19 protein-coding genes and 1 pseudogene are annotated in these 23461 nt (G+C 70.8%); 13 read left to right on the top strand and 7 right to left on the bottom strand.

The window, feature by feature from the left end; genetic code table 11:
- Positions 1-17: 17 nt before the first annotated feature.
- The 6 genes and pseudogenes from ABD481_RS23425 (at position 18) to ABD481_RS23400 (ending at position 9166) form a co-directional block, all read left to right on the top strand.
- On the top strand, positions 18-1601 hold the full coding sequence (locus ABD481_RS23425) for a hypothetical protein (RefSeq protein WP_344667882.1): 1584 nt from the start codon (positions 18-20) through the stop codon (positions 1599-1601).
- A 76-nt stretch (positions 1602-1677) separates the two neighbouring features.
- The gene (locus tag ABD481_RS23420) at positions 1678-2415 is read left to right on the top strand and encodes a hypothetical protein (RefSeq protein WP_344667881.1); all 738 of its coding nucleotides are present in this window, start codon (positions 1678-1680) and stop codon (positions 2413-2415) included.
- Positions 2416-2448: 33 nt separating this feature from the next.
- Positions 2449-4917 (top strand): tetratricopeptide repeat protein, encoded by a 2469-nt coding sequence (locus tag ABD481_RS23415; RefSeq protein ID WP_344667880.1) that lies wholly within the window; start codon positions 2449-2451, stop codon positions 4915-4917.
- Positions 4918-5066: 149 nt separating this feature from the next.
- Positions 5067-6605 (top strand): annotated as a pseudogene (locus tag ABD481_RS23410) (HAL/PAL/TAL family ammonia-lyase); the annotation flags it as partial.
- A gap of 413 nt (positions 6606-7018) precedes the next feature.
- Entirely contained in the window at positions 7019-8347 is a 1329-nt protein-coding gene (hisS, locus tag ABD481_RS23405; RefSeq protein WP_344667878.1) for a histidine--tRNA ligase, read from the top strand.
- 15 nt (positions 8348-8362) lie between these two features.
- Positions 8363-9166: a class I SAM-dependent methyltransferase gene (locus tag ABD481_RS23400; RefSeq protein ID WP_344667877.1), complete on the top strand. Its 804-nt coding sequence runs from the start codon at positions 8363-8365 to the stop codon at positions 9164-9166.
- Positions 9167-9192: 26 nt separating this feature from the next.
- Here the strand turns inward: ABD481_RS23400 and ABD481_RS23395 are convergent, their stop codons facing one another.
- The 3 genes from ABD481_RS23395 to ABD481_RS23385 all read right to left on the bottom strand — a co-directional run bounded on the left by ABD481_RS23395 (position 9193) and on the right by ABD481_RS23385 (position 11030).
- Positions 9193-9642 carry a hypothetical protein gene (locus tag ABD481_RS23395; protein ID WP_344667876.1) on the bottom strand — a complete coding sequence of 150 codons (450 nt, stop codon included), beginning with the start codon at positions 9640-9642 and terminating at the stop codon, positions 9193-9195.
- A gap of 121 nt (positions 9643-9763) precedes the next feature.
- Positions 9764-10603 carry an SAM-dependent methyltransferase gene (locus ABD481_RS23390; protein ID WP_344667875.1) on the bottom strand — a complete coding sequence of 280 codons (840 nt, stop codon included), beginning with the start codon at positions 10601-10603 and terminating at the stop codon, positions 9764-9766.
- A gap of 151 nt (positions 10604-10754) precedes the next feature.
- Complete coding sequence (locus tag ABD481_RS23385; protein ID WP_344667874.1) at positions 10755-11030, bottom strand: hypothetical protein; 276 nt, start codon at positions 11028-11030, stop codon at positions 10755-10757.
- Positions 11031-11037: 7 nt separating this feature from the next.
- Between ABD481_RS23385 and ABD481_RS23380 the strand changes: the two genes are divergently transcribed.
- Positions 11038-11481 (top strand): hypothetical protein, encoded by a 444-nt coding sequence (locus ABD481_RS23380; protein ID WP_344667873.1) that lies wholly within the window; start codon positions 11038-11040, stop codon positions 11479-11481.
- 318 nt (positions 11482-11799) lie between these two features.
- Here ABD481_RS23380 and ABD481_RS23375 read toward each other — a convergent pair whose 3' ends face one another.
- Positions 11800-12663 (bottom strand): exodeoxyribonuclease III, encoded by an 864-nt coding sequence (locus ABD481_RS23375; protein ID WP_344667872.1) that lies wholly within the window; start codon positions 12661-12663, stop codon positions 11800-11802.
- A 124-nt stretch (positions 12664-12787) separates the two neighbouring features.
- Here ABD481_RS23375 and ABD481_RS23370 point away from each other — a divergent pair, with 124 nt between their 5' ends.
- Together ABD481_RS23370 and ABD481_RS23365 are read left to right on the top strand one after the other, a co-directional pair.
- Positions 12788-13924 (top strand): phosphotransferase, encoded by a 1137-nt coding sequence (locus tag ABD481_RS23370; protein WP_344667871.1) that lies wholly within the window; start codon positions 12788-12790, stop codon positions 13922-13924.
- Positions 13925-14106: 182 nt separating this feature from the next.
- Positions 14107-15027 (top strand): TauD/TfdA dioxygenase family protein, encoded by a 921-nt coding sequence (locus ABD481_RS23365; RefSeq protein ID WP_344667870.1) that lies wholly within the window; start codon positions 14107-14109, stop codon positions 15025-15027.
- On the opposite strand, the gene ABD481_RS23360 is transcribed toward ABD481_RS23365, so the two are convergent.
- On the bottom strand, positions 14960-16489 hold the full coding sequence (locus tag ABD481_RS23360) for an NYN domain-containing protein (RefSeq protein ID WP_344667869.1): 1530 nt from the start codon (positions 16487-16489) through the stop codon (positions 14960-14962). The genes ABD481_RS23365 and ABD481_RS23360 overlap by 68 nt on opposite strands.
- A gap of 257 nt (positions 16490-16746) precedes the next feature.
- Between ABD481_RS23360 and ABD481_RS23355 the strand changes: the two genes are divergently transcribed.
- Positions 16747-17367 carry a hypothetical protein gene (locus ABD481_RS23355; protein ID WP_344667868.1) on the top strand — a complete coding sequence of 207 codons (621 nt, stop codon included), beginning with the start codon at positions 16747-16749 and terminating at the stop codon, positions 17365-17367.
- 139 nt (positions 17368-17506) lie between these two features.
- Here ABD481_RS23355 and ileS read toward each other — a convergent pair whose 3' ends face one another.
- A complete protein-coding gene (ileS, locus tag ABD481_RS23350) occupies positions 17507-20707 on the bottom strand; it encodes an isoleucine--tRNA ligase (protein WP_344667867.1) in 3201 nt (1066 codons plus the stop codon).
- A 304-nt stretch (positions 20708-21011) separates the two neighbouring features.
- Between ileS and ABD481_RS23345 the strand changes: the two genes are divergently transcribed.
- Entirely contained in the window at positions 21012-21290 is a 279-nt protein-coding gene (locus ABD481_RS23345; protein WP_344667866.1) for a DUF167 domain-containing protein, read from the top strand.
- A 242-nt stretch (positions 21291-21532) separates the two neighbouring features.
- On the opposite strand, the gene ABD481_RS23340 is transcribed toward ABD481_RS23345, so the two are convergent.
- Positions 21533-21784 (bottom strand): hypothetical protein, encoded by a 252-nt coding sequence (locus tag ABD481_RS23340; RefSeq protein WP_344667865.1) that lies wholly within the window; start codon positions 21782-21784, stop codon positions 21533-21535.
- Between the two features lie 10 nt (positions 21785-21794).
- Between ABD481_RS23340 and ABD481_RS23335 the strand changes: the two genes are divergently transcribed.
- Positions 21795-22232, top strand: coding sequence for a TraR/DksA family transcriptional regulator (locus ABD481_RS23335; protein ID WP_344667864.1), 438 nt, complete (start codon positions 21795-21797; stop codon positions 22230-22232).
- Between the two features lie 423 nt (positions 22233-22655).
- Positions 22656-23450: a signal peptidase II gene (lspA, locus tag ABD481_RS23330; RefSeq protein ID WP_425559261.1), complete on the top strand. Its 795-nt coding sequence runs from the start codon at positions 22656-22658 to the stop codon at positions 23448-23450.
- Positions 23451-23461: the final 11 nt, after the last annotated feature.

Below are 23461 nucleotides of genomic sequence, written 5' to 3'. Positions count from 1 at the left end.
ATCGGTAAGGCACTGCGATGACAGACAGGATCGACGACGCTCTGCGTAAAGGGTTGTCCGCGGCGGCCGCGCAAGCGCTGTCCGAATGGGCCGCGATCAACGACTTGCACTATTGGCTCGATCGCTGGCTGGACAACGGCCGCAGTGGAGCCGTCGTGGCAGTGGTCAACGAGACCGACAACCATTCCCGCACGGCCCGCAAAGTCATCATGAAGATCGCGGCGGCGCCGGTCGCAGGGCTCGACCGCATCGAGTATGCGCGCCATCGGAAGGCGATCAAGGAAGCCCCCGATTTCGCAGCCGAACATCTCTCGACGCCGGTTGGCCAACCGGTCCGGGTGGGGGACGGGACCTGGATCACGTTCCAGACGGTCGCCGGCGACACCTTTGACGAACTGCAGGTTCTCGCCGTTCTGCTGCGCCGTCTCGTCCACAGGACTCCCGCGGCACCCGGCCGGCCGGTCTGTTCCGCGGAGGTCCTCACCACGACATGTGTCGATGTTGTCCACGGCGTGCTGTACGACTGGGCCGTGACCGGATACATCTCGATGGAGAAGCCGGCGCTGACCGTGAAGGAATTCTTCGATCTCCATCTGGGCGGGAGGATGGACCCGGGCGGTCCATTGGACAAATACGCGCGGCTTCACCAGGGCGAGGAGATCCAGTTCGACGGCGAGACCGATCCTTTGCCGAACCCGTTCGCGGTCGCGCAGGGCCGCTACTTCGCCGAGAAGCCGTTCTTGCGTCCGCTCTTGGGCAAGTGTCACGGGGATCTGCACTCCGACAACATCCTTGTCCGAGTCCTGCCCTCGGCGGCGATCTCGAACTACTACCTGATCGACAATGCCCTTTACAACGCCGAAGGCGTGTTGACGGCCAGTCCCGTCTATCTGCTGCTCCACATCGTCGCCAGATCCATGGACGCCGTCAGATCGCAGTGGGACGCATTGATCGAGCTGTTCATCGAGCCCCAGACCGGCCCGGCGGCGCTCGTGCCCGGTTGGCTCAGCGGCATCATCGCCGGCGTCGACCGCAAGTCCGCGGAGTGGATCGGGCCGTCCGGTCTCAAGTCCGAGTGGCGAGTGCAGACCTTGCTGTCCATGGCGGCCTGCGCGCTGGTCTTCGCCGGCCGTGACTCGGTTCCCGAGGCCGACAAGCCCTGGTTCCTGAGGCTGGCGGCACGCGCCTTGGCCCGGTTCTCCGAAACGCATCCGCACCTGCGGGGCGACCAGGAGCCGACCGAGCCCGAGGGCAGTCGGCAGGTGTCGTGGATCGGCCGGCTGTGCCAGGACTATCCCAACGTGTCCGGCGCCCTTGACGATCCCGAGGGCAACCCCGACCTCGACGAGCTACGGCGCGCCGCACTCGGCGGACTGGACCGGACCGATCACTATCGTGAGTTCGTGCGCAGGATCGGCGGTCCCGATCCGGACACCCGCTACGGCACGCGCGGTACCGAAGGCGCGCCCGTGGTCGGGGAGGCGTACGTCTGCCCGCTGGAGCTCTGCGACCGCCGGGAACGCCGGGAGCCGGGCTGCGCCGTGCCGAATTGCCATCTTCCGCAAGACGGGCCCGTGGCCATGCGACAGGTATTCCGGTGATCCGATGTGGGGCTACACGCGGGACCGCGGCCTCGGGTGGCGGGAGGTCCTGACTCCGGCCGTCACCGTCTGGGCAGTGGCAGCTGTGTACGCGCTCGGGCTCCGGCACCCGATCTGGCAATGGCCGCGACCGGGCATCGCGGACCGGTGGTTCGTCCTCGCGGCGGCGGTGACCACCGGCGTCGGGGCGTCGACGGTGGCACACCGTCTGGTGGCCTCGTTCGTCGCCGACCTCTGGCTCGGTCGCAGGTTCCGTCGGCTGCTGAGTCCGCTGCTGGAGCGACGCCGCACACGCTGGGAGAAGGCTCACAAGCTCGCGGTCGACCACGAACACGAACCCTGCGGTACTGGTCACGCCGCCGACCGCAACCGCATCGCGTTGGCCCGTCCGCGATCACCGACCTGGATGGGCGACCGATCGGTCGCGCTGGAAACAAGAATCCGCGGCGAGTACGACCTGGACCTGGCAGCCGCGTGGCCCCGGTTGTGGCTGGTCCTTCCGGAACCGAGCCGCGCCGATCTGCGGGCCGCCGCCCTGGAGTGGCAGGACGCCGTGGCCTGGGGAGCCTGGGCGGTGCTCTACGCGCTGCTGGCCCTCGCGTGGTGGCCGCTCGTCCTGCTGGCGCTCCTCAGCTGGTCCTGGGGGGTGGGACGGGCACGGAGCGCGGTGGCCAAGTCCACTGATCTCGTCGAGGCGGCGGTGGATCTCTACGTGCCGGAGCTCGCCCGGAAGCTGCTGCCGGTGTCCGGCGAGCCGGTCGTCGACCCCGCTGTCGGACGGCTGATCAACACTCGGCTGAGAAAGGGAGGCTGATACCGGCACATGTCTGATCCGGATCCCTCCGCGGTGAGGAACCGAGCCGACTTCGGTGTGGTCCTCACCGAGCTGAAAGACCGCGCCCGACTGACCGTCCGCGACATCGCCGAGGCGACCGGCATCTCGACCGGCACGCTGGGCGGATACTTCGCCGGCACGCACCTCCCGCCTGCGAAATCGCCCAACATGGCCAAGATCCTGCACGCCTGCGGGATCTTCGACCCGGCCGAGCGCACCGCCTGGACGGAGACGCTGCTCCGCCTGCGACGAGCAGAAGCCGCTCACAGGTCGGCCGCCCGCAGGGCCGCGGCGAGGAGGGATCGTCCGGCGCCCGCGGCGGTATTGACGGTTCGTACCGAGCCGACGACCAGGGCGCCCCTCGAACGGCTGACGCAGGAGCCGAAGCTCTACGGCCGCCGTGCGCTGTTGGACCTGCTCGGGAAGATGCTGGACCGGACGTCGAACCGCTTCCAGCCCAGCGTCACCGTCCTCCACGGGATCGCCGGCTGCGGCAAGAGCGCCCTCGCCCTGGCCATCTGCCGTCGGGCGGCCGCCAAGGACGTCCGCATGTGGTGGATCACCGTCGACGGCCCGGATTCCCTCGCCGCCGGCATGATGGCCGTCGCCGAGGACCTGGGTGCCTCGCGGGAGCAGCTGCGGCTCGGTAGTTCGCCGGAGATCCTCTGGAGGCTGCTGAACAGCTATCGCCGCCGCTGGCTGCTCGTCATCGACAACGCCGACGACCCGCGCCGCGATCTCGGCTGCGGGCGGGCGATCACCGACGGCGTGGGCTGGATCCGCCCCGTGGACAGCCCGCTGGGCGCGGTCCTGGTGACCACGCGGGACGGCAGCCGCGCCGCCTGGGGCGCCAGTCGCAGCCCCTGGCTCGCGCTCACCAAGGTCGCCACGCTCGACGACACCACCAGCGCCCGGCTGCTGCTGGACCTGGCCGGGCCCCGGGCCGGGACGTCCGACGAAGCGGTCGGGCTGGCCCGCCGGCTCGGACACCTGACCCTGGCGCTGCGCATGGCCGGCGGCTACCTGGCCGAAGCGGCCAAGATCCCCCGGTTCCCCGGACCGAGGGCCCCGAGAACCTTCGCCGAGTACGAACATGCCCTCGACACCTGTGACCATGAGGACGGAGCGGACATGAACGGCGGCCCGGAGCATTGGAAGTCACGGCCGTACGTGGAACAGACCCTGGGCCTCTCGCTCGACCTGCTGACCGCGCGCGGCGTCGTCCTGGCCCCGGCGCTGCTCCGGCTGCTGTCCTGCTTCGGACCCGGCCCGCTGCCGTACGAGTCGCTGCTGGACACCGAGACGATGGCCGCCTCACCGCTCTTTCCCCGGCTGACCGACCGGCGGCTCTGGGACACGATGCAGGCGCTCGCCGAACTGGACCTGGTGACCCTGGAGCGCGGGATACCCTCCGGTCCGGCCGCGTGGCAAGCGAACCGGATAACGGTGCATCCCCTGGTGCGGGACGCCTGTCGCGCGCATGACGACCTGAGCCGGAACCTGTCCGACCAGCTCGCGCTGTCGACGGCGCTGCTCGGTCGCCTCACCGCCCGGCTCGACCCGCGCAATCCCGAGTGCTGGCCGCAGTGGCAGGTGATCACAGGACACTGCCGGGGACCACTGGACCTCGTGTCGCAGGGCCCGGCCACGGACCTCGCCCCCGAAGTCATCCTGCGCCCGGTCACCCTCGCGGCCCGGTACCTTCGCGCTTCGGGCAACCTCGGGCAGTCCGAGGCGGTTTACGCGTCCGCACTGGGCCAGGCCCGCGCGGCCTTCGGCGCCGAGCACCCCGCCGTCCTCGAACTCGATCACGACCTGTGCCGGGTGCGAAGCGCCCTGGGCCGCCTGTCCGAGGCCGAGGCCGGCTTCCGCGAGGTGCTCGAACTCCGGTCCCGCATTCTGGGCCCCCGGCACCCGGACACCCTCACGACCCAGCACTATCTGGCCAGGGCACTGCGGGACAGCGGCCAGGTCGCCGAGGCCGCCGACCTGTTCGCCGCGACGCTCGGAACACGACGGCTCGTCCTGGGCGAGCACCACCACGACACCCTGACGAGTCAGAACAACCTCGCGGACCTGCTGCGGGCCACGGGGCGCGCCGGGGAGGCCGAGCCGATGCTCAGGGCCGTCTTCGCCGAGCGCGTCCGCACCCTCGGCGCCGAGCACCCGGCGACCCTGGTGGCCCGGCAATACCTGGCGATCACCAGGCACGACCAGGGCGACCCGGAGGCGCTGTCGGAGCTGAGGGAGCTGGCGGCGGTCAGCGACCGGGTCCTGGGCGACGACCATCCCCGGACCCTGCTCACCCGGCACCAGCTCGCGATCGCCCTGCTCGGCGGTCACCTGCGCTCCGAGGCTCGCAGCGTCCTGCGGGACGTGCTCGACCGGCGGCGGCGCGTCCTCGGCGAGCGGCACCCCGCCACCTTGGCAACCTCCGCGCTGCTCGACGCCCAAGGACCGGCCGATCCCGAACCGGCGTGACCCGGTCCTGGCTGTGCGAGGTTGTACGACACTGCGCGGCCGGACGTTTCCGTACCACCCCCGTCGACCGGTTTGCTGGGCTCGGCACTCGAACACGGTGCCGTCGGGCCGAGCGATCCTCGGCCCGACCGTCAGGAGGGGGGCGGGCGATGGCGGCCGACAACCGGGCAGCCCGACGCGTCATCATGAACGGCGGGGACCTCACCATAGAGCAGGTGGTGACTGTCGCCCGCGATCCCCGGATCCGGGTGGAGTGCGATCCCGAGGCCATGGCCCGGGTCCAGCGGGCCTTCGAGCTGGTGGAAGCGGTCGTCGCGGACTATTCGGCGGCGCTCGCCGAACCGGAGGCGGAGCAGCCCGCGCAGGACTACGGGATCACGACCGGCTTCGGCGAGTTCAAGGCCATCCCGGTCGCGCCGGAGGATCTGCACCAGCTTCAGGTCAACCTGCTGCTCAGCCACGCGACCGGAGTGGGCGAGTCGCCCGACGAGGCGGCGATGGCCAATTACTACAGCGCGGAGATCGTCCGTGCCACGCAGATGCTTCGCGTCAACACCTTCCTGCGCGGCAACTCGGGCGTCAGCCCGGAACTGGTCGACGTCCTGACGGCGATGCTGAACCGCGGCGTCATACCGCTGGTGCCGTTGCGCGGTTCGGTCGGTTCCAGCGGTGACCTGGCCCCGCTCGCGCACCTGTTCGGCGTGCTGCTGGGGAACGGCAGCTTCTACGAGGTCGTCGAGCCTGCCGATCTCACCGCGGCCGCCCCGGCGATCAGGCCGGCCGGCGACCTGGCCGCCGTGCTGGGCCGGCCGGTGGACGCGGACCGGCTCATCGGTCCGAAGACCGGGCTCGCGCTCACCAACGGGGCGGCGGTGTCGGCGGCGATGCTCGCGCTCGCGGTCCACGACGCGGAGCTGCTGGCGGACGCCGCGGACGCGGCCGTGGCGCTGACGCTGGAAGCGATCTGCGGCAGCGCTCGCGCGTTCGACCCCGCGATCCATGAAGCCCGGCCGCACCCGGCGCAGATCGCCAGCGCGGCGAACATCCGGGCCCTGATCCGGGGCAGCCGGCAGATCGACGGCTCCGGCGAGGTCCAGGACGTCTACTCGGTGCGCTGCGCCCCGCAGGTTCACGGGGCCAGCCGGCAGGCGATCCGGTACGGCCGGGACGTCGCGCGGATCGAGATCAACGCGTCCACCGACAACCCGCTTCTCTTCCCCGATCTGGCCGCGCCGTGGGACCGGGCCTTCGAGGCGAACCGGCCGCCGGCGGGGAAGGTGAGCCGGGCGGCGTTCTCGGCCGGCAACTTCCACGGCCAGCCCGTCGCGCTGGCCGCCGATTTCCTGGGCATCGCCGTGGCGGAGCTGGCCGACGTGGCCGAACGCCGGACGCAGATGCTTCTGGACTCGCACCACAACCGCAACCTGCCTCCGAACCTGGTGGCCCTGCCGGGCCTCAACTGCGGGCTGATGATCGCCCAGTACGCGGCCGCGAGCCTGGTCTCGGAGAACAAGGTGCTGGGGCACCCGGCGTCCGTGGACTCGATTCCCACCTCGGCCAACACCGAGGACCACGTGTCGATGGCGAACATCGCCGGCCGCAAGGCCCTGCGGATGCTGGCCAACGCCCAGGCCGTGGTCGCGATCGAGCTGATGACGGCGGCGCAGGCGATCGACTGGCGGGTCGGGATGGCGATCCCGCCGCTGACCGGGCCGGAGGCGGGCCACCAGGGGTCCCGGTCGTGGCGCGAGGTCTGGGACGCGCATCGCGGCGTGCGCGGCGAGTTCGCCGCGGCCGCCGCGAACGGGGGCTTGGGCGCCGTTCCTCGGCAGCTCGGCGCCGGGACGGCCGCGGTGTACGGGATGCTCCGCGCCGTGATCCGGCCGCTCGTGGACGACCGTCCGCTGGACGCCGACATCCGCTCGGCCTGGCGGCTCGTGCGGGACGGACGGATCAGTGCCTTGATCCACGGGCTGGTCGCGGCCGGTCCCGACGTCGCCGCGGTCGGGGCCTCTGGCACCTCTGGCACCTCTGACACGTTCGGGGCCTCCGGCACCTCCGGCACCGACAAGGATTTCGATTTCGAAGGAAAGGCACTCTGATGCCCCTCGTCAAGGCTTCCGCGGTCTCCGGCTTCCCCGAGTGGACGCCCGCCATGCGCCTGGCCGAACTGAGACTGATCGACGCCATCCGCAACCAGTACGAGCTCTACGGCTTCACCTCCATCGAGACGCCCGCCGTCGAGCGGATGTCGGTCCTCACGGCCAAGGGCGGCATCCGGCACCAGGTGTTCACCGTGGGGCGCCCGAGCGACGACGACGGCGAGGACGCCGTCCTGGGGCTGCACTTCGACCTGACCGTGCCCCTCGCCCGCTACGTGGTCCAGCATGCCGAGGAGCTGGCCTTCCCCTTCCGCCGCTACCAGATCCAGAAGGTGTGGCGCGGCGAACGGGCCCAGCGGGGACGGTTCCGCGAGTTCACCCAGTGCGACATCGACATCGTCGGCAGGTCGGCCCTGGACCTGGTGCACGACGCGGAGATCCTCGCGGTCATCGCCGCGGTCTTCGACGCGGTCGAGATCCCGGGCTTCGAGATCAGGATCTCCAACCGGAAGATCCTGGGCGACCTGCTGGGGAGCCGGGCCCTGCCGCCGGACCTGGTCGCCGAAGCCCTGCGCTGCGTCGACCGGAGCGGACGCGACGGCCTTGAGGCGGTCCGGTCGGCGATGACCGAGCTTACCGTCCCGCACGACCTCGTCGAGGCGACCGTGGAGCTGCTGGGCACCGGAGACCTCGCCGAGGCGCGCCGGCTGCTGCGCCACGTGGGTGCCGTGACTCGCGGTGTCGACGAGCTCGAACTCGTGGTGGACAGTGCCCTGCAACTGGGACTGCCGAGCGAGCGCCTCCGGATCGACTTCTCCATCGCCAGGGGCCTGGACTACTACACCGGCACGGTCTACGAGACGTTCATCGTCGGCAACGAGGCCTGGGGGAGTGTGTGCTCCGGCGGACGCTACGACGACCTCGCCTCCTACTTCACCACCCGTTCCTATCCCGGCGTGGGCGTCAGCATCGGCCTGACCCGCCTCGTCGACCTGCTCGTCCAGGCCGGCCATCTCGCGGTCGGCGCCAGCACGCCGACCGCCGCCCTGGTCACCACTCAGAACCGGCACCAGTTCATGAAGGACTACCTCGGCCTGGCCCGTACGCTGCGCGCCGCCAAGATCCCGACCGAGGTGTATCTGGAGCCTGCCGCGCTGCGCGACCAGATCGCGTACGCCTCGTCGCAGGGGATCCGCGCCGCGATCATCGCGGGCGAGCGCGAGCTGGAGAACGACGTCGTGACGGTGCGGGACCTCCGGGACCACGTGCAGGAAACGGTCACCGGCGACGCGCTGGCCGACCACATCAAGAACCTCCTCGCCTACTAGGAAGGACGACGCGAAATGGATGTCTCCACAGCCTCGGCAACGCGGTACGCGACCGATGAGTACGTCGCGACCTACCTGCACGCGGAATGGTGGGACCTGCTGTTCCCCGCCGACGGGACCGGCGCCGGGATCGAGCCGCGTCAAGCCCGCTCCGTGTCGGAGAGCGGCCCGGGGTCCTTCTACCGTCAGCTCGGCGAAGTCGTCGAACGCTGGGTGCGCGGCCTGGCCATCGACGCCGCGGCGCTCTGCGACGTCGGAGGCAGCACCGGCCGCATGACCCACGAACTCGCCGCCCGCTTCCCGGACGCGACCGAGCGGATGCTGGTCGAGCCGTCGTCCCGGTTCTGCCAGTGGGCCGCGCGGCTGCTGCTCCACGAGACCTTCGACGGCTGGGTCCCGGAGCCGGCCGACTCGGGACGTCCCGGCTACCGGAAGCTCGACCGCGACCGGCTTCCCGTGGTGACCCCGTTCCTGAGCATCCACAACACGACGGCGGCGGGGGTGCCGCGTCCCCAGGAGCACTTCGACGTGGTCACCTGCCTGAACGTCGTGGACCGGGTCGAGGACCCCCGGGAGCTGGTGTCCGAGGTCGGACGCCTGGTCAAGCCGGCCGGCCTGCTCGTCCTCGCCAGCCCGCACCACTTCACCGCCAATTTCACACCGACCGCGAGATGGGTGACGGACCTGCGCGACCTCCTCGACCCGGCCGAATGGACCGTGGACGACAGGGAGTGCGCGGCGAGGTACGACTTCACGTACTACCGGCGCCACAGCGGCCACTTCATCAGCCAGGTGGTCGGCGCGGTGCGGAAAAGCTGAGAGAGGAAGATCTGCCCGGTGGTCGCCTACCGACCGACGTTGATTCCTCCGGAGACGTCCCCGGTCTGGATCACGTTGCCACGCACGGTTCCGCTGACTGATTTGGTGTCCACCGCGACCGCGGCCGCGCCCGCGGTGGGCGCCGCGGTCGCCGCGGCACCGAGCAACGCCGGCAGCTCCTGGACCACACCGGCCAGTTCAGGACGCGCCGCGAGCTGCCCGGCCAGGTAGCCCGCCCAGAACAATTCCATCCGCCTCGCCCGCTCGGACTCCGAACCGTCACCCGTGATCGAGATCGCCTGCTCCCTGGCAAGATCGAGCTCGGCGCCCACCTCCTCCAGCACGACACCAGGACTCCCCGACCGATGCCGCGCCCACAACCGCGACAACGCCGGAAGCACTTGTTTCCACGAGTCGGTCAGGATGCTCGTGACCAACGACTGCGCACCGGGTGTCACCACCGACGTCAGGTCCATGCTCCGAGCGTAGGCAGCCAGACGGCCCGCCGATACAGTGCTCTGATACGAGTATTCCTTCGCCGGGGGCCGGTGTCGGCGGTGTCCGGGTGGGGCAGGGGTTGATGAACCCGATCGTCCCCTACCGCTTCAACCCCACCCCGCCGTCGAACCAGATGGCGGCCCAGTCCTCGCGGGCCGGGCCGTCCGGTCGCCACAGCGGCACGTTGACGACGCCCGGGGGGATGAGGTCGAGGCCGTCGAACAGGGCGGTGATGTCCGTGCGGTCGCGGACGGTGAACTGCGAGGTGGCGTTGTCCCAGCCTTTGCGGGCTTCGGCGGAGGTTTCGGGGTCGCCGCCGTCGGTGCCGTGGGAGATCACCACGGCGCTGCCGGGGGGCAGGGCGGTGCGGAAGGTCGTGACTATGCCGTGGGCGTCCTCCTCCGGTTTGATGAAGTGCAGGAGGGCGACCATGAGGACGGCTATCGGCTGGTCGAAGTCGAGGACTTCGTGGACGGCCGGGTGGTGGAGGATGGACAGCGGGTCGCGGACGTCGGCCACGACGATGGCGGTCAGGGCGGGGTCGGCGCCGGCGAGCAGGGCGCGGGAGTGGACGGCCACCACCGGGTCGTAGTCGACGTAGACGACGCGGGCGTCGGGGTGGACCGCGCGGGCGACGTCGCCGGTGTTGCCGGGCCCGGGAATGCCGGTGCCGACGTCCAGGAACTGCGTGATGCCGCTCTCGGCGAGGTGGCGGACCGCGCGGCCGAGGAACGCGCGGTTCTCCCGGACCATGTCGCGCGCGCCCGGCAGGGCCTTGATCACGACCTCGGCGGCCTGGCGGTCCACGTCGAAGTGGTCCTTGCCGCCCAGCAGGCAGTCGTAGATGCGCGCGGGGTGGGCCTTGGTGGTGTCGATCTCCGGCGGCACCCACCCCGGCGCGAGCGGATCGTCCCCCAGCCCCGCAGTGCTCTCGTCCACGCCGGCCTCCCCTTCGCCTCGGTCGTGCGGGCCAGCGTAGCCGAAGGTCATCGAGGGCTGATACGGGGTCGAATTCCCGATGCGGAGCATGACATCAGAGCTTTGATACGCACGCGCCGGGCTGCCGCCGGAAGGGGTCCGGGTGTGCGCCTCACATGCGTTGCAGCGTCCCGCGATTGACCAGCGCGCGGGTGGCCGGGTTGAAGGAGAACCAGTTGGCGAGGTTCATGCTGGTCAGGCCCATCTCGTCCGGCCCGCTCTGGCAGTTTCCATAACCGACCGTCTCCCAGAGGTCGGCCACGCCGCTGGCCTGCATCCCGTCGAAGCGGTACGTGCCCGTACAACCGCTGCCGTCGGGGTTGCTGAACGCCCAGTTGCCGACGACGTCGCCCTGGCTGCCGCCCTGGAACGTGACCTGTACGCGCACCAACGCGGTGGACCCCGCGATCGTCGCGCTACCGGCCCACGTGCCCACGAAAGCGGCCGGCAGCAACGTGTTCGAGACGGCGGGCGGCGTGTTCACCTCCGGCAGCGACCTGACCGGCGGGGAAGGCATGCTCACTTTCGGCCTGGACGCCGGAGACGTGGAGGTGGTGATCACCCGCCGGGGCGAAGGCTGCGAGACCTTCGGCTGCGACTGCGGCTCCGATTGCGGCTCTGGCGACGGCGCGGGATTGTCCGGCGTGTACCCGTGGTTCTCCGCCGGGGTGTACTGGCTGCCGACGTACGTGGTGGGCGGCGACGAGGAATCCGAACCGGTCAGGGCCTGCCACCACCACGGCGCGGTACCGGCTGTCGCCACCGTGATGATGATGGTGATCACTGCGCCCTTCACAGTGTTCTCGCTCATGGCTGAGCTTGCGCTCCATTCTTGGTGAGGAGAGCGATGTGCCCGAGCGGCGTGCGTCCCCCGCGCAGCCCGGCCGATGGAGAACAAAACCCTTAGCAAATAAAAGGGTAGCTTTCCACGTTCGGTGCAGTCCACGGATTAGGGGTTGCCCGACCGGGTGCGCTGCCGCCGCCCGCGACCAGCCGACGCACGTCGTCTACAGGGCTGTTACAGGGCTGTGCGTGTCCTGCTAGGCGTTGCGCGCCACGAGATCGGCCAAGGTATTGAATTGGTGAACAGCACGCCGCGCTCGTCGATAGGTAATTCCTTGTAAGCGTCGAACGCGGCCTACTTCACCACCTGCAGCTCAGTTTGCTGCCACGCCAGTGCTTACGTCCACAATCGGGCCGCGCGGAGCCGGTACCGCCGCGATGTCCCAGTCGAACACACACGTCACCGGCGCGTGATCCGACCACCGCTCCGCATACGTCGCCGCGCGCTCCGTCACCGCCGACGTGGCGCGCGCCGCCAGGTCCGGGGTCGCCATGTGGTAGTCGATCCGCCAGCCGCTGTCGTTGTCGAACGCCTTGCCGCGGAAGGACCACCAGGAGTACGGGCCCTCGATGTTCGGGTGGAGGGTGCGGACGACGTCCACGTAGCCGGTGTCGTCCAGCAGCGTGGACAGCCATTGGCGTTCTTCGGGGAGGAAGCCGGAGTTCTTCTGGTTCGCCTTCCAGTTCTTGATGTCGGCTTCACGGTGCGCGATGTTCCAGTCGCCGCAGATGAGGACCTCGCGGCCGGTGGTGGCGGCTCGGGCGTGGAGGCGCTGGAGGTGGGCGTGGAACGCCGTCATGAAGCGCTCCTTTTCGGACTGGCGGTCCGTGCCCGCTTCGCCGGCGGGGAGGTAGAGGCTGGCGATGGTGACGTTGGGCAGGTCGATCTCGGCGTAGCGGCCGGAGGCGGCGAATTCGGGGGCGTCGAAGCCGATGCGGGTCGCGGTGGGGGCGATCCGGCTGAAGACGGCCACGCCGGCGCGGCCTTTGGTGCTGGCCGGGGCGATGAGGGTGTGCCAGCCGTCGGGGGCGCGCAGGTGGCCGGGGAACTGCTCGGGCTCGGCGCGCACTTCCTGGAGGCACACCACGTCGGCGGGAGTGGCGGCGAGCCACTCGGTGAAGCCCTTGGCGGCGGCGGCGCGGATGCCGTTGACATTGACGGTGGAGACGGTCAGCACGCCTCACAGGGTAACGGTGCCGGACTCCGTCGCCGACCACCGGCGGGGCGTTGACCGGCTCTTTCGTGGTGCGGAAGAGGAAATGTCTTTGCGGTCGGGCCGACAGCTCCAGGATCATGGGTGGATGACCGACATGGCGGACACCACGGCTGATACCGGGGACACCGTGGCTGATACCGGGGACACCATGGCTGGTACCGGGGACACCGTGGCTGATACTGGGGACACCCCGGCCGCCAGCGCCGGCCCCACAACCCCCGTACCGCCCGCGCAAGGCGTCCGCGCGCCCTGGACCGCGATCCCGCCCCGCCTGCGCGCCGCGGTCGCGCGGATCGCCGGCGGCGGCGAGGTGGTCGAGGCCGTGACGCAGCACGGCGGCTTCTCGCCGGGACCCGCGGTCCGGATCCGGACGTCGACCGGGCACCGCGCCTTCGTGAAGGCGGTCGGCGTCGACACCAACCCCGACTCCCCGGGCATGCACCGCCGCGAGGCCGAGTACACCGCGCGGATGCCGGCCCACGCTCCGGTGCCGAAGCTGCTCGGCACCCTGGACGAGGACGGCTGGGTGGTGCTGGTCTTCGAGGAGATCGACGGCCGCAACCCCGACCCGGCCTGGGCCGACCCGGACCAGCTCCGCCGCGTCGTGGCGGCGCTCGCCGACCTGGCCGGGGCCCTGACGCCGCCCCCGATCGAGGTGCCGTCGGTGGCCGAGCGGCTGTCCGGCGTCCACGGGTGGGCCGATTTGTGGGCTGGCTTGCGGGTCGACTTGCGGGCCGATTCTCGGGCCGCTGACGAGAACGCCACGTCCGACGTCCGCGCGCCCGCCGGCCCGCTCGACGCGTGGGCGCTGGAACGCATCGACACCCTTATGGAGCTGGAGGCGAAGGGCCCGGGCCTATGCACCGGAAACACCCTGCTCAACCTGGACGTCCGTGCTGACAACATCCTGATGGGCTCGGACGGCGCGGTGTACTTCGTCGACTGGCCGTGGGCCTCCGTCGGTGCGGACTGGCTCGATCTGGCGCTGTTCGTGCCGAGCGTCTGGATGCACGCCGGGCCTGAGGTGGCGCGGATCGTCACCGAACATCCGCTGCTCGCCGCCGCCGACCCCGAAGCGCTGGCGGGCTTCGTCGCCTGCATCTCGGGGATGCTGTCGCACGCCAGTACGCAGCCCCCGCCGCCCGGTCTGCCGACCCTCAGGCCGTTCCAGCGCGCGTTCAGCGGCGCGGCGGTGGAGTGGCTCCGGACGCTCGTGCCGTGACGTGCTGGGAAGGGGCCTCGGTGTCCCTTCCCCATTTAACGCAACCGCGTTAACCTCGGCCGTCGCCTACCACTTCGGTACCCGACTACGACCCCGGGATTGTCGCGCTTGACCGCCCCGAAGGCTCCAGCATTCGGACTCTGATATCAGGGCTCCTGGACGCCACCCGAAGGAGTGAGCCCATGGCCGTCTACGCCACCCTCGAAGAACTGCTCACCGGCCGTGATCTCAACGCCGGGCCCCGGCACCGTCTGCGCCGCCTGCCCGAGGGCGAACAACCGTGCGCCTACGAGCTGTTCACCGTCACTCCCAGCACCCACCTCATCGGCGCCGAGATATCAGACATCGATCTTCGGGATCCGGTCACGCCGGAGGTGTTCGCCGAACTCGATCGCGCTCTGCTCGAATTCAAAGTTCTGTTTTTCCGCGATCAGCACATCACCGGCGCGCAGCACCGCGATTTCGCGAAACTGTGGGGCGAATTGGAGATTCACCCCTTCCTGCCGCAGGGCGAGGTGCCCGAAATCGTGCGCTTCGAGAAGGGCGCGGACAACGTCGGCGTCGAGAACGTCTGGCACACCGACGTCACCTGGCGCGAGCGTCCGGCGCTGGGCTCGGTGCTGCGGGCCGTCGAGGTCCCGGCCGCGGGCGGCGACACCTGCTTCGCCGACATGGCCGCCGCCTACGACTGCCTGCCCAAGCAGGTCAAGGAACGCATCGACGACAGCGTCGCAGTACACGACTTCACGCTGCCCTTCGGCATCGGCATGGACCCGGAGAAGCTGAAGGAGATGCAGGAGAAGTACCCGGCGGTCGAGCACCCGGTGGTGCGGACCCATCCGCGGACCGGCCGCCGCACCTTGTTCGTGAACGCCATCTTCACCACGCACATCCTCGGCCTGCCCGAGGACGAGAGCGAGGAGCTGCTGAAGCTGCTGTTCAAGCAGGCGGCGGTGCCCGAGTACCAGGTGCGGTTCAAATGGGCGGCGGGATCGATCGCGTTCTGGGACAACCGGGCGGTGCAGCACTACGCGGTCAGTGACTACTTCCCGCGGCGCCGGGTGATGGAGCGGGCTGCGATTCTGGGGGACCGGCCTCGGTAGCGGGCGTGTGCGGGGCCGGGACCTGGGGGGCTGGGACGTGCGGCGCGGAGGCCTGCGGGCCGGGGGCGGGGGGACCCGGGACCGGGGCGGTCGGGGCTGGGGCGCCTGGAACTGGAGCGCTCGGGACCGGGTTGCTTGAGGTCGGAGCACCTGGGGCTGGAGCGCTTGGAGCAGGCGGAGTCGGCGTTTGTGGAGCCGGCGCGTGCAGGGCGGGTGCGTGCGGGGCCGCTGCGTTCGGCAGCGCGTCGTGGGCCGCCGGGGGAGCCGCGGTCTGCGGTGCCGCGTCGGACGGCTCGGCGCCCGCGTGGGCCGAGTGGGTTGGGTCGGCCCCATTGGCCGCGTTCGCACTGGCGACCGAGCTGCTACCCGGCCCGCCGCTACCCGGCCCACCCCCGCCCGGCCCCGCCTTCTCGTGCTGCTCCCGCCACTTCTTCAGCCCGTCCAGGAACCCGGCCCGCAGCTCGTGCTTGATCGGCTCCAGCTCCGCCTCCCAGGTGTCGATGCCCAGGTCGTTGGCGAAGCGCAGCAGGTCCGGGTCCAGGTCGTGGGGTACCCAGGTCCAGGTCGCGGTCCAGTCGGTGAGGCGTCGCCGCTCGGCTTCGGTGGCGCGGGCCATCCAGCGCTTCACGTAGGCCCGGCCGACGTCGATCGGCTCGGCCCGGCCCATGCTCTTGTTCTCCTCCGCGTCCAGGAAGCGCTGGGTCGGTGAGGTCACCTGCCACAGCTTCGGGAAGCGGCTGTTGGCCAGCGGCGTCTTCGGGCTCTCGGTCGGGTGCAGCAGCCGCTGCGGCATGTCCAGCGGCGACGGGAACGCCTTGTGCGGCTTGGTGTGGTCGCCGTCGTGGTCGTCGTCGTGGTGGTGGGCGCCGCCCTCGGTCTTGGCCGGCCCGCACTCGGTGTCGCCGGCCGGCATCGGCGGGGGCTTCACCCAGACGTAGGGCTTGAGCCACTCCTCGCTGAGCAGCATGGACTTGTCGACGGCGGCGATCAGCTCCAGCGACTGGTTGTAGTCCGACGCCGCGCCCCACAGGTGGATCCGGGTGCCGTACTCCTGGGCCTCCTCCACCGCGTGCAGCAGGTCCTCGTCGCCGCTGACCAGCACCACGTCGGCGACGGCGCGCTTGCGGGCCAGGCCGGTGAGGTCGGCGTGCAGGAAGGTGTCGACGCCCTTCTGCTCGAACTTGCCGTCGTCGCGCCGGACCAGCTTGCCCAGGCGCAGCTTCACGCCGTCCAGCACCCGCAGCGCCCGTTGCTCCCGGGTCGGTCCGGTCGCCGGGGCGGCGTCGTACCAGTAGACGCGCAGCACCGGCAGACCGGTCTCGGCCGCGGCGCGCTCGGTCAGGGCGGCCACGAGGCCCGGGTAGTCGACGTCGATGCCCGGCCGGCCCGGGTCGCCGCTCACCACGTTCGCGGCGGCGGCGAGCACGTATCCGGCGTCGACCAGGACGGCACAGCGATCCATTGGGTAAACGTGTCACATGGTCGCTGAGCGTGGCAACACGACAGACCGGCTGTTACAAGGCTTTGCCGAGTAAGCACTCTGACGGCACAATCTGCGGCATGGAATCCAGCGGGGGGCCGAGGTTATCCCGGCGAATGCGGAATATGACACTTATATGCGCTGTTGCGGCCGTGGCTGTCGCGACGGCCGGTTGTTCGACGAGTTCCGGCACGATTGGAGCCAGCGGCGGAATTCCGACGGGCAGTGCGACGGGGTCCGTGACCAGTCCCGCGACGAGTTCCGGGACCGGGACCGCGACCGGGACCGGGACCGCGACCGCGACCGGATCGAGCGGGTCCGCGACCGCGACCGGCTCGACCGACTCGGCCACCACCGCGTCCGCCGCGCAGAGCTCGTCGGCGGCCGGCCCCACCTCGACCGCCACCGGGCACTGGCAGCCCACCGGCCAGCTGGCGGACGCCGAGGCGGTGGATCAGAGCGTCGGACCCGACCAGACGGTCACGGTCCTGTGGCCCAAGGGCCAGCCCGCCGACCACGCCCTGGTCATCAAGCTGCTGGCGAAGCGCAACGGGGGCAAGCTCGACGTCACGATGTCCGCCGCCAACCACAGCGGTCAGCAGGTCTCCCTGCTCACGGGCCTGTTCGGCGGCAGCGCCGCGCTCGACGAGAACGGCGCGAACATGAACTTCGAGGACTTCGACAAGGACTGGACGCTCAAGAACCCCGGCTCGTCGCCGTACCTGCAACCGGATGATCCCATGAACGGGGTCATGGTGATCGACGCGCCGAAGACCGGCACCACCTTCAACTTCTACTGGACGCAGGCCGTGAACATCGGCGGCGTCATCCTGATCCGGGACATCCCGATCGTCGGCTGACGGGCTGAAGGACCAGCCGGCAAAGATCCGATCAGCCTGCTCCGAGTCCGAGACCTGACCCGACACCAAGGCCCCGGCTCCGCCCGAAAGCGGAACCGGGGCCTTGACGGGGCTCAGCGCCCCCGACCTGCCTCCCGCCTCACCCGGCAGCCTTCGCGATCCGGAACCTCAGCCCCAGATCCTCGTCACCCGCGATCGCGGCTTGAAGCTCCTTCAACTCCAACGGATCGCCCTCCACCGGCACCGCACCCTCGGCGAACTCCACCGCCAGCACCTCGTCGGCGATCATCGCCGCGTGCTCCCGCACCGCCTCCGCGGTCTGCGCCCCGGCCTCCGAGCCGTCCAGCGCCGACCACGTCAGGGTGATGCGGTCGGCCACGTCCAGGCCGGTCGCCTTGCGCGTCTCCTGGAGGAAGCGCACGACGTCCCGGGCCAGCCCGGCGCGCCGCAGCTCCGGCGTGACGTGCAGGTCCAGGGCGATGGTCTCGCCGCCGGCGGTGGCCACCGCCCAGCCCTCGCGGGGCGTCTCGGTCACGATCACCTCCTCGGGGGCCACCGTCACCTCCTCGCCCTCGACCAGTACCGTCGCCGTGCCGGCCGACCGCAGCGCGGTGGCCAGCGCCGCCGCGTCCGCCGCCGCGATCGCGTTCGCCACCAGCGGAGTCCGCTTCGCGAACCGCGCGCCCAGCGCCCGGTAGTTGCCCTTGGCGCTGTAGTCGATCAGGTCCCCGCCGGCGTCGGCCAGCGGGGAGGTCGCCACCACGTTCAGCTCCTCAAGCAGCTGCGCGCGCAGCTCCTCCGGCAGCGCGCCCCAGCCCGGCGCGCCGACCAGCGCGCGGGACAGCGGCTGCCGGGTCTTCACACCGGAGTCCGCGCGGGTGGCCCGGCCGAGCTCGACCAGGCGGCGGGTGAGCGCCATCTGCTCGGCCAGCTCGGCGTCCACCTGTGCCTCGTCGACCGTCGGCCAGGCCGCCAGGTGCACCGACTCCGGCGCGCCGTCGTCCACCGGGCGCACCATGTCCTGCCACACCCGCTCGGTGATGAACGGCACCATCGGCGCCATCAGCTTGGTCACCGTCTCCAGCGCCTCGTGCAGGGTGGCCAGGGCCGCCGGGTCGGCGTTCCAGAAGCGGCGGCGCGCGCGGCGGACGTACCAGTTGGACAGGTCGTCCACGAACGCCGACAGCAGCTTGCCGACCTTGAGCGTGTCGAACTCGTCCATCGCCGCCGTGACCTCGCGGACCAGGACGTTGACCTCGGAGAGCACCCACCGGTCCAGTGCCGGGCGCTCGGCCGGCCTCGGATCCGCCTCGGACGGCGCCCAGCCGCCGGTGCGCCCGTACAGGGCCTGGAACGCGACCGTGTTCCAGTACGTCAGCAGGGTCTTGCGGACTACTTCCTGGATGGTGGCGTGCCCGACCCGGCGCGCCGACCACGGCGAGCCGCCGGCCAGCATGAACCAGCGCACGGCGTCCGCGCCGTGCTGGTCCATCAGCGGGATCGGCTCCAGGATGTTGCCCAGGTGCTTGGACATCTTGCGGCCGTCCTCAGCCAGGATGTGGCCCAGGCAGAGCACGTTCCGGTACGACGACCGGTCGAACACCAGCGTGCCGACGGCCAGCAGCGAGTAGAACCAGCCGCGGGTCTGGTCGATGGCCTCGGCGATGAAGTCCGCCGGGTAGGCCTGCTCGAACTTCTCCTTCGAGCCCTCCGCGTACGGGTAGCCGTGCTGCGCGAACGGCATCGAGCCGGAGTCGTACCAGCCGTCGATGACCTCCGGCACGCGGGTCGCGGTCTTGGCGCAGTGCGGGCAGGGCAGCGTGACGTCGTCCACGAACGGCCGGTGCGGGTCCAGGTTCGACACGTCCTGCCCGGACAGCGCGCCGAGCTCGGCCAGCGACCCGACCGCGGTCACGTGGTCGTCCTCGCAGACCCACAGCGGCAGCGGCGTGCCCCAGTAGCGCTTGCGGGACAGCGACCAGTCGATGTTGTTGTTCAGCCAGTCGCCGAACCGGCCGTACTTGACGTTGTCCGGGAACCAGTCGGTGGCGTCGTTCTCCCGCATCATCGCGTCCTTGACCGCGGTGGTGCGGATGTACCAGGCCGGCTGCGCGTAGTAGAGCAGCGCGGTGTGGCAGCGCCAGCAGTGCGGGTAGCTGTGCTCGTACTCCAGGTGCTTGAACAGCACCCCGCGCTCGCGCAGGTCGGCGACCAGGACCTCGTCGGCCTTCTTGAAGAAGAGGCCGCCGACCATCGGCACCGACTCCTCGAAGGTGCCGTCGCCGCGGACCGGGTTCACCACCGGCAGGCCGTACTTCTGGCAGGTGGCCAGGTCGTCGGCACCGAAGGCCGGCGCCTGGTGGACAAGGCCGGTGCCGTCCTCCGTCGTGACGTAGTCGGCCAGCACCACGTAGTGCGCGTCCGGGACCTCGACGAGCTGGAACGGCCGCTCGTAGGTCCAGCGCTCCAGCTCGGCGCCCCGGAAGGACTCCCCGGTCGGGCTCCAGCCCTCGCCGAGGGCCTTGCCGACCAGCGGCTCGGCGACCACGACGCGCTCGGTGCCGTCGGAGGCCACCACATAGGCGACGTCCGGGTGCACCGCGACCGCGGTGTTGGACACCAGGGTCCAGGGCGTGGTGGTCCAGACCAGCAGTGCGGCGGTCCCGGCCAGCGGCCCGGAGGTCAGCGGGAAGCGGACGTAGACCGAGGGGTCGACGACCGTCTCGTAGCCCTGCGCCAGCTCGTGGTCGGACAGGCCGGTGCCGCAGCGCGGGCAGTACGGGGCCACCCGGTGGCTCCGCACCAGCAGGCCCTTGTCGAAGATCTGCTTCAACGACCACCACACCGACTCCACGTAGGCCGGGTTCATGGTCCAGTAGGCCTCGTCGGTGTTGACCCAGTAGCCCATCCGCTCGGTGAGCTTCTCGAACTGGTCGACGTGGCGCCGCACCGACTCGCGGCACTTGGCGTTGAACTCGGCGATGCCGTAGGCCTCGATGTCCTGCTTGCTGGTGAAGCCCAGCTCGGCCTCCACCGCCAGCTCCACCGGCAGCCCGTGGCAGTCCCAGCCGGCCTTGCGGTCCACCCGGTGGCCCTGCATGGTCTTGAAGCGCGGGAAGACGTCCTTGAAGACGCGGGCCTCGACGTGGTGGGTGCCGGGGCGGCCGTTGGCGGTCGGCGGGCCCTCGTAGAAGGTCCAGTGCGGCGCGCCCTCGGTGGCGGTGAGGGACTTGGCGAAGATCTCGGCACCGCGCCAGAAGTCGATGATCTCGGCGTCCATCGCCGGGAGATCGAGCTGGGCGCTCACGGGGCGGTACGGCCCCCGCCGGGCTGGGGTCATTGCGCGGTACCTTCCCTCGTCGCGTTCCATGGCCGACGAAGGGACGACACTGACACTGGGTTCCCAAGTGCCGGTACCGCGGTACCACCCTCCTTGACACGCCGTGGTCAGCGGCATGTCCACTCCATTGCGCACCCGGCCGGTTCTACCGGGGCCTGGCGGCCCTTTCCTCCGGCGGCTCGGGGGTGATTTTCACGCGGGGTCCGCCTCCGGGCTCACACCGTCCCCGGATCGCTCGTCGCTCGCTGTCCGCGCTACTCGTCCCGTCGCTGCCCGCTCGGGTACTCGTGCCATTGTAGGCGGTGTGGAGGAGCTCCGGATTCCCATCCGCGTCAAGCCCGGGAGCTCGCGCACCCGGGTTGGCGGGCGGCACGGTGAAACGGCCCTGATTGTGGCCGTGAGCGCCAAGGCGGTGGACGGCGCGGCGACCGAGGCGGCGCTACGGGCGCTCGCGGACGCCTTGGGAATGCCGCGACGCTCAGTGGTGTTGATCACGGGCGCCACTTCGAGGGACAAGGTCGTAGGGGTTTCCACGGACGCTCCGGACGCGGTCCGCGAGGCGGTGCGGGAGCTGCTCGGCTGACGGGCGGACCTGCGAGGACGTCCCCCCGGCCGCCCCGGCCGACCGGTGTTAGCCCGAATGAGTGAATGTTCGGTGCGCATGTGTTCGACGGGAACTGGTGGGCGGGTTGGGACGTTTCTCCCCTCACGAAGCGTGATTAGCGGGGGCCCGGCGCGGGCACGCTACACGACGCGTGTGAGTAGGGGGCGGACGGTTTGGCTGTGATGTGCAGCCACGCACGGTTCGAGTGAACTGCCGCCACGTCAGAGAGCGAGGATGACGGCCGTGACGACGAGTAGGACGAAGGCATCAGAGACGGCCACGGGGGCCACGCACGCCGCGACCAGCGCGGCGAAGACCGCGCCGAAGAAGGGCGCGGCGGCCGGCAAAGCGGTGCCCAAGCCGACTCGGGCCGCGACGGGGGCCACGGCCTCCCCGCCCAACCGCCGGCCGGGCGCCGGTGAGGCGAGGCGGTCGGCGAGCGGGCCGGCCGCTGCTGTTACCGGGACGAACAAGGAGACTCCGATGACGGTCGCAGAGGTGACGGAGCCGGTCACGGCCGGTGTGGGCGGGCTGCCGCCGTACCGCGCGAACGAGGACCCGTGGACCGCCGAGGAGGTCGCCGAGCTCCAGGCCGAACTGGAGGGCGACGCCGCCCGGCTGCACCGGGAGATCACCACCGCCGAGACCGGCATCGCCGACCTGCTGCGCGACTCCGGCGAGGGCGCCGGCGACGACCAGGCCGACGCCGGGACCAAGAACTTCGAGCGCGAGCACGAGATGGCGATAGCGAACAACGCGCGCGAGATGCTCCAGCAGACCGAGCGGGCGCTGGCCCGGCTGGCGGCCGGGACGTACGGCGTGTGCGAGTCGTGCGGCGAGCCGGTCGGCAAGTACCGGCTCCAGGCGTTCCCGCGGGCCACGCTGTGCATGAGCTGCAAGCAGCGGCAGGAGCGGCGCTGAGCGGTGCCGGCCGGCGCCGAGCAGTGCCGAGCAGTGCTGACCGGCGCTGAGCGGAGCTGACCGGCACGTCCTGGCCTGACCGGCACCGGGAGCGGTGCCCGGCGCGCCTCGCGCACGCGGCCGAGGTGGGCCGAGGTGGCCGAGGTGGGACGAGGTGGGAATCGGGCCCGGGTCCGCCTGGGTCCGACAGCGGGCGGCCGCCCACGCGGCCGCCGCCGGTGAAGATCCACGCCGGTTCCCGGTGATCCACACCGGACCGCTTCCCGCCGAATGTAGGGTGTGCGCGTGGCTTCAGAAGTGCGTACCGATTCAGAGACGGCCGGGAACGCGGCCACGTCGCGCGCAGGCGCGGGCGCTGCCGGCGAGCGTGGGAACCGTGAGCACGGTGAGCCCCCCGCGACTGTAGAGAACACTGAGAGCGTTGTGACTTCTGAAGTTGTCGAGGCCGCCGCGGCGGCCGATGCCCCGGCTGTGGACGATGCGGTGGACGGCGGGTCGGAGCGGCCCGGTGCGGAGCCGTCGGGTTCGGAGGCCTCTGGTTCGGAGTTGTCGTCCGGTGCAGAGCCTTCCGCCTCGGAGCCGTCCGACGCCGTGAGCCAGGACTCGGGTTCCGGCGCGGGCACGGGCCCGGACGTGCCGGTGTCCCGCAAGCCGCGCCGCCTCCCGGTGCTGATCGCGGTCGCGGCGCTGGCCCTGGCCATCGACGTGATCAGCAAGATGCTGGTGGTCCAGCACCTGACCGACCGCGACCCGATCCACGTGCCCGGCGGGTTCCTGAACCTGACCCTGATCCGCAACTCCGGGGCCGCGTTCTCCATCGGCGAGGGCCAGACCTGGGTGTTCACCATCATCGCGGGCGCCGTGGTGTTCGTGATCCTGCGGGTCTCGCGCAACCTGCGCTCTCTGCCCTGGGCCTGTGCGCTGGGGCTGCTGCTCGGCGGCGCGCTGGGCAACCTCTCGGACCGGATCTTCCGCGAGCCCGGGCTGTTCCGCGGGCACGTCGTGGACTTCCTCCAGTTCCCGACCTTCCCGCTGGTGCACTACGACTTCCCGGTGTTCAACCTCGCCGACTCGGCGATCGTGGCCGGCGGGTGCTTGATGGTGCTGCTGTCGTTCCTCGGGATGCAGCCGGACGGCTCGCGGCACACGGCGCCGGCGGCCGAGGACGACGACGCGTCCTCCGACAACCCCTCGGGCGGCTCCGCTCCGGCCGAGTGATCCGAGCGGCC

The organism is Catenulispora yoronensis, from assembly GCF_039531695.1.
In the GTDB taxonomy this organism is placed as follows: Bacteria; Actinomycetota; Actinomycetes; order Streptomycetales; family Catenulisporaceae; genus Catenulispora; species Catenulispora yoronensis.
This window is presented reverse-complemented; position numbering and strand designations above follow the sequence as displayed.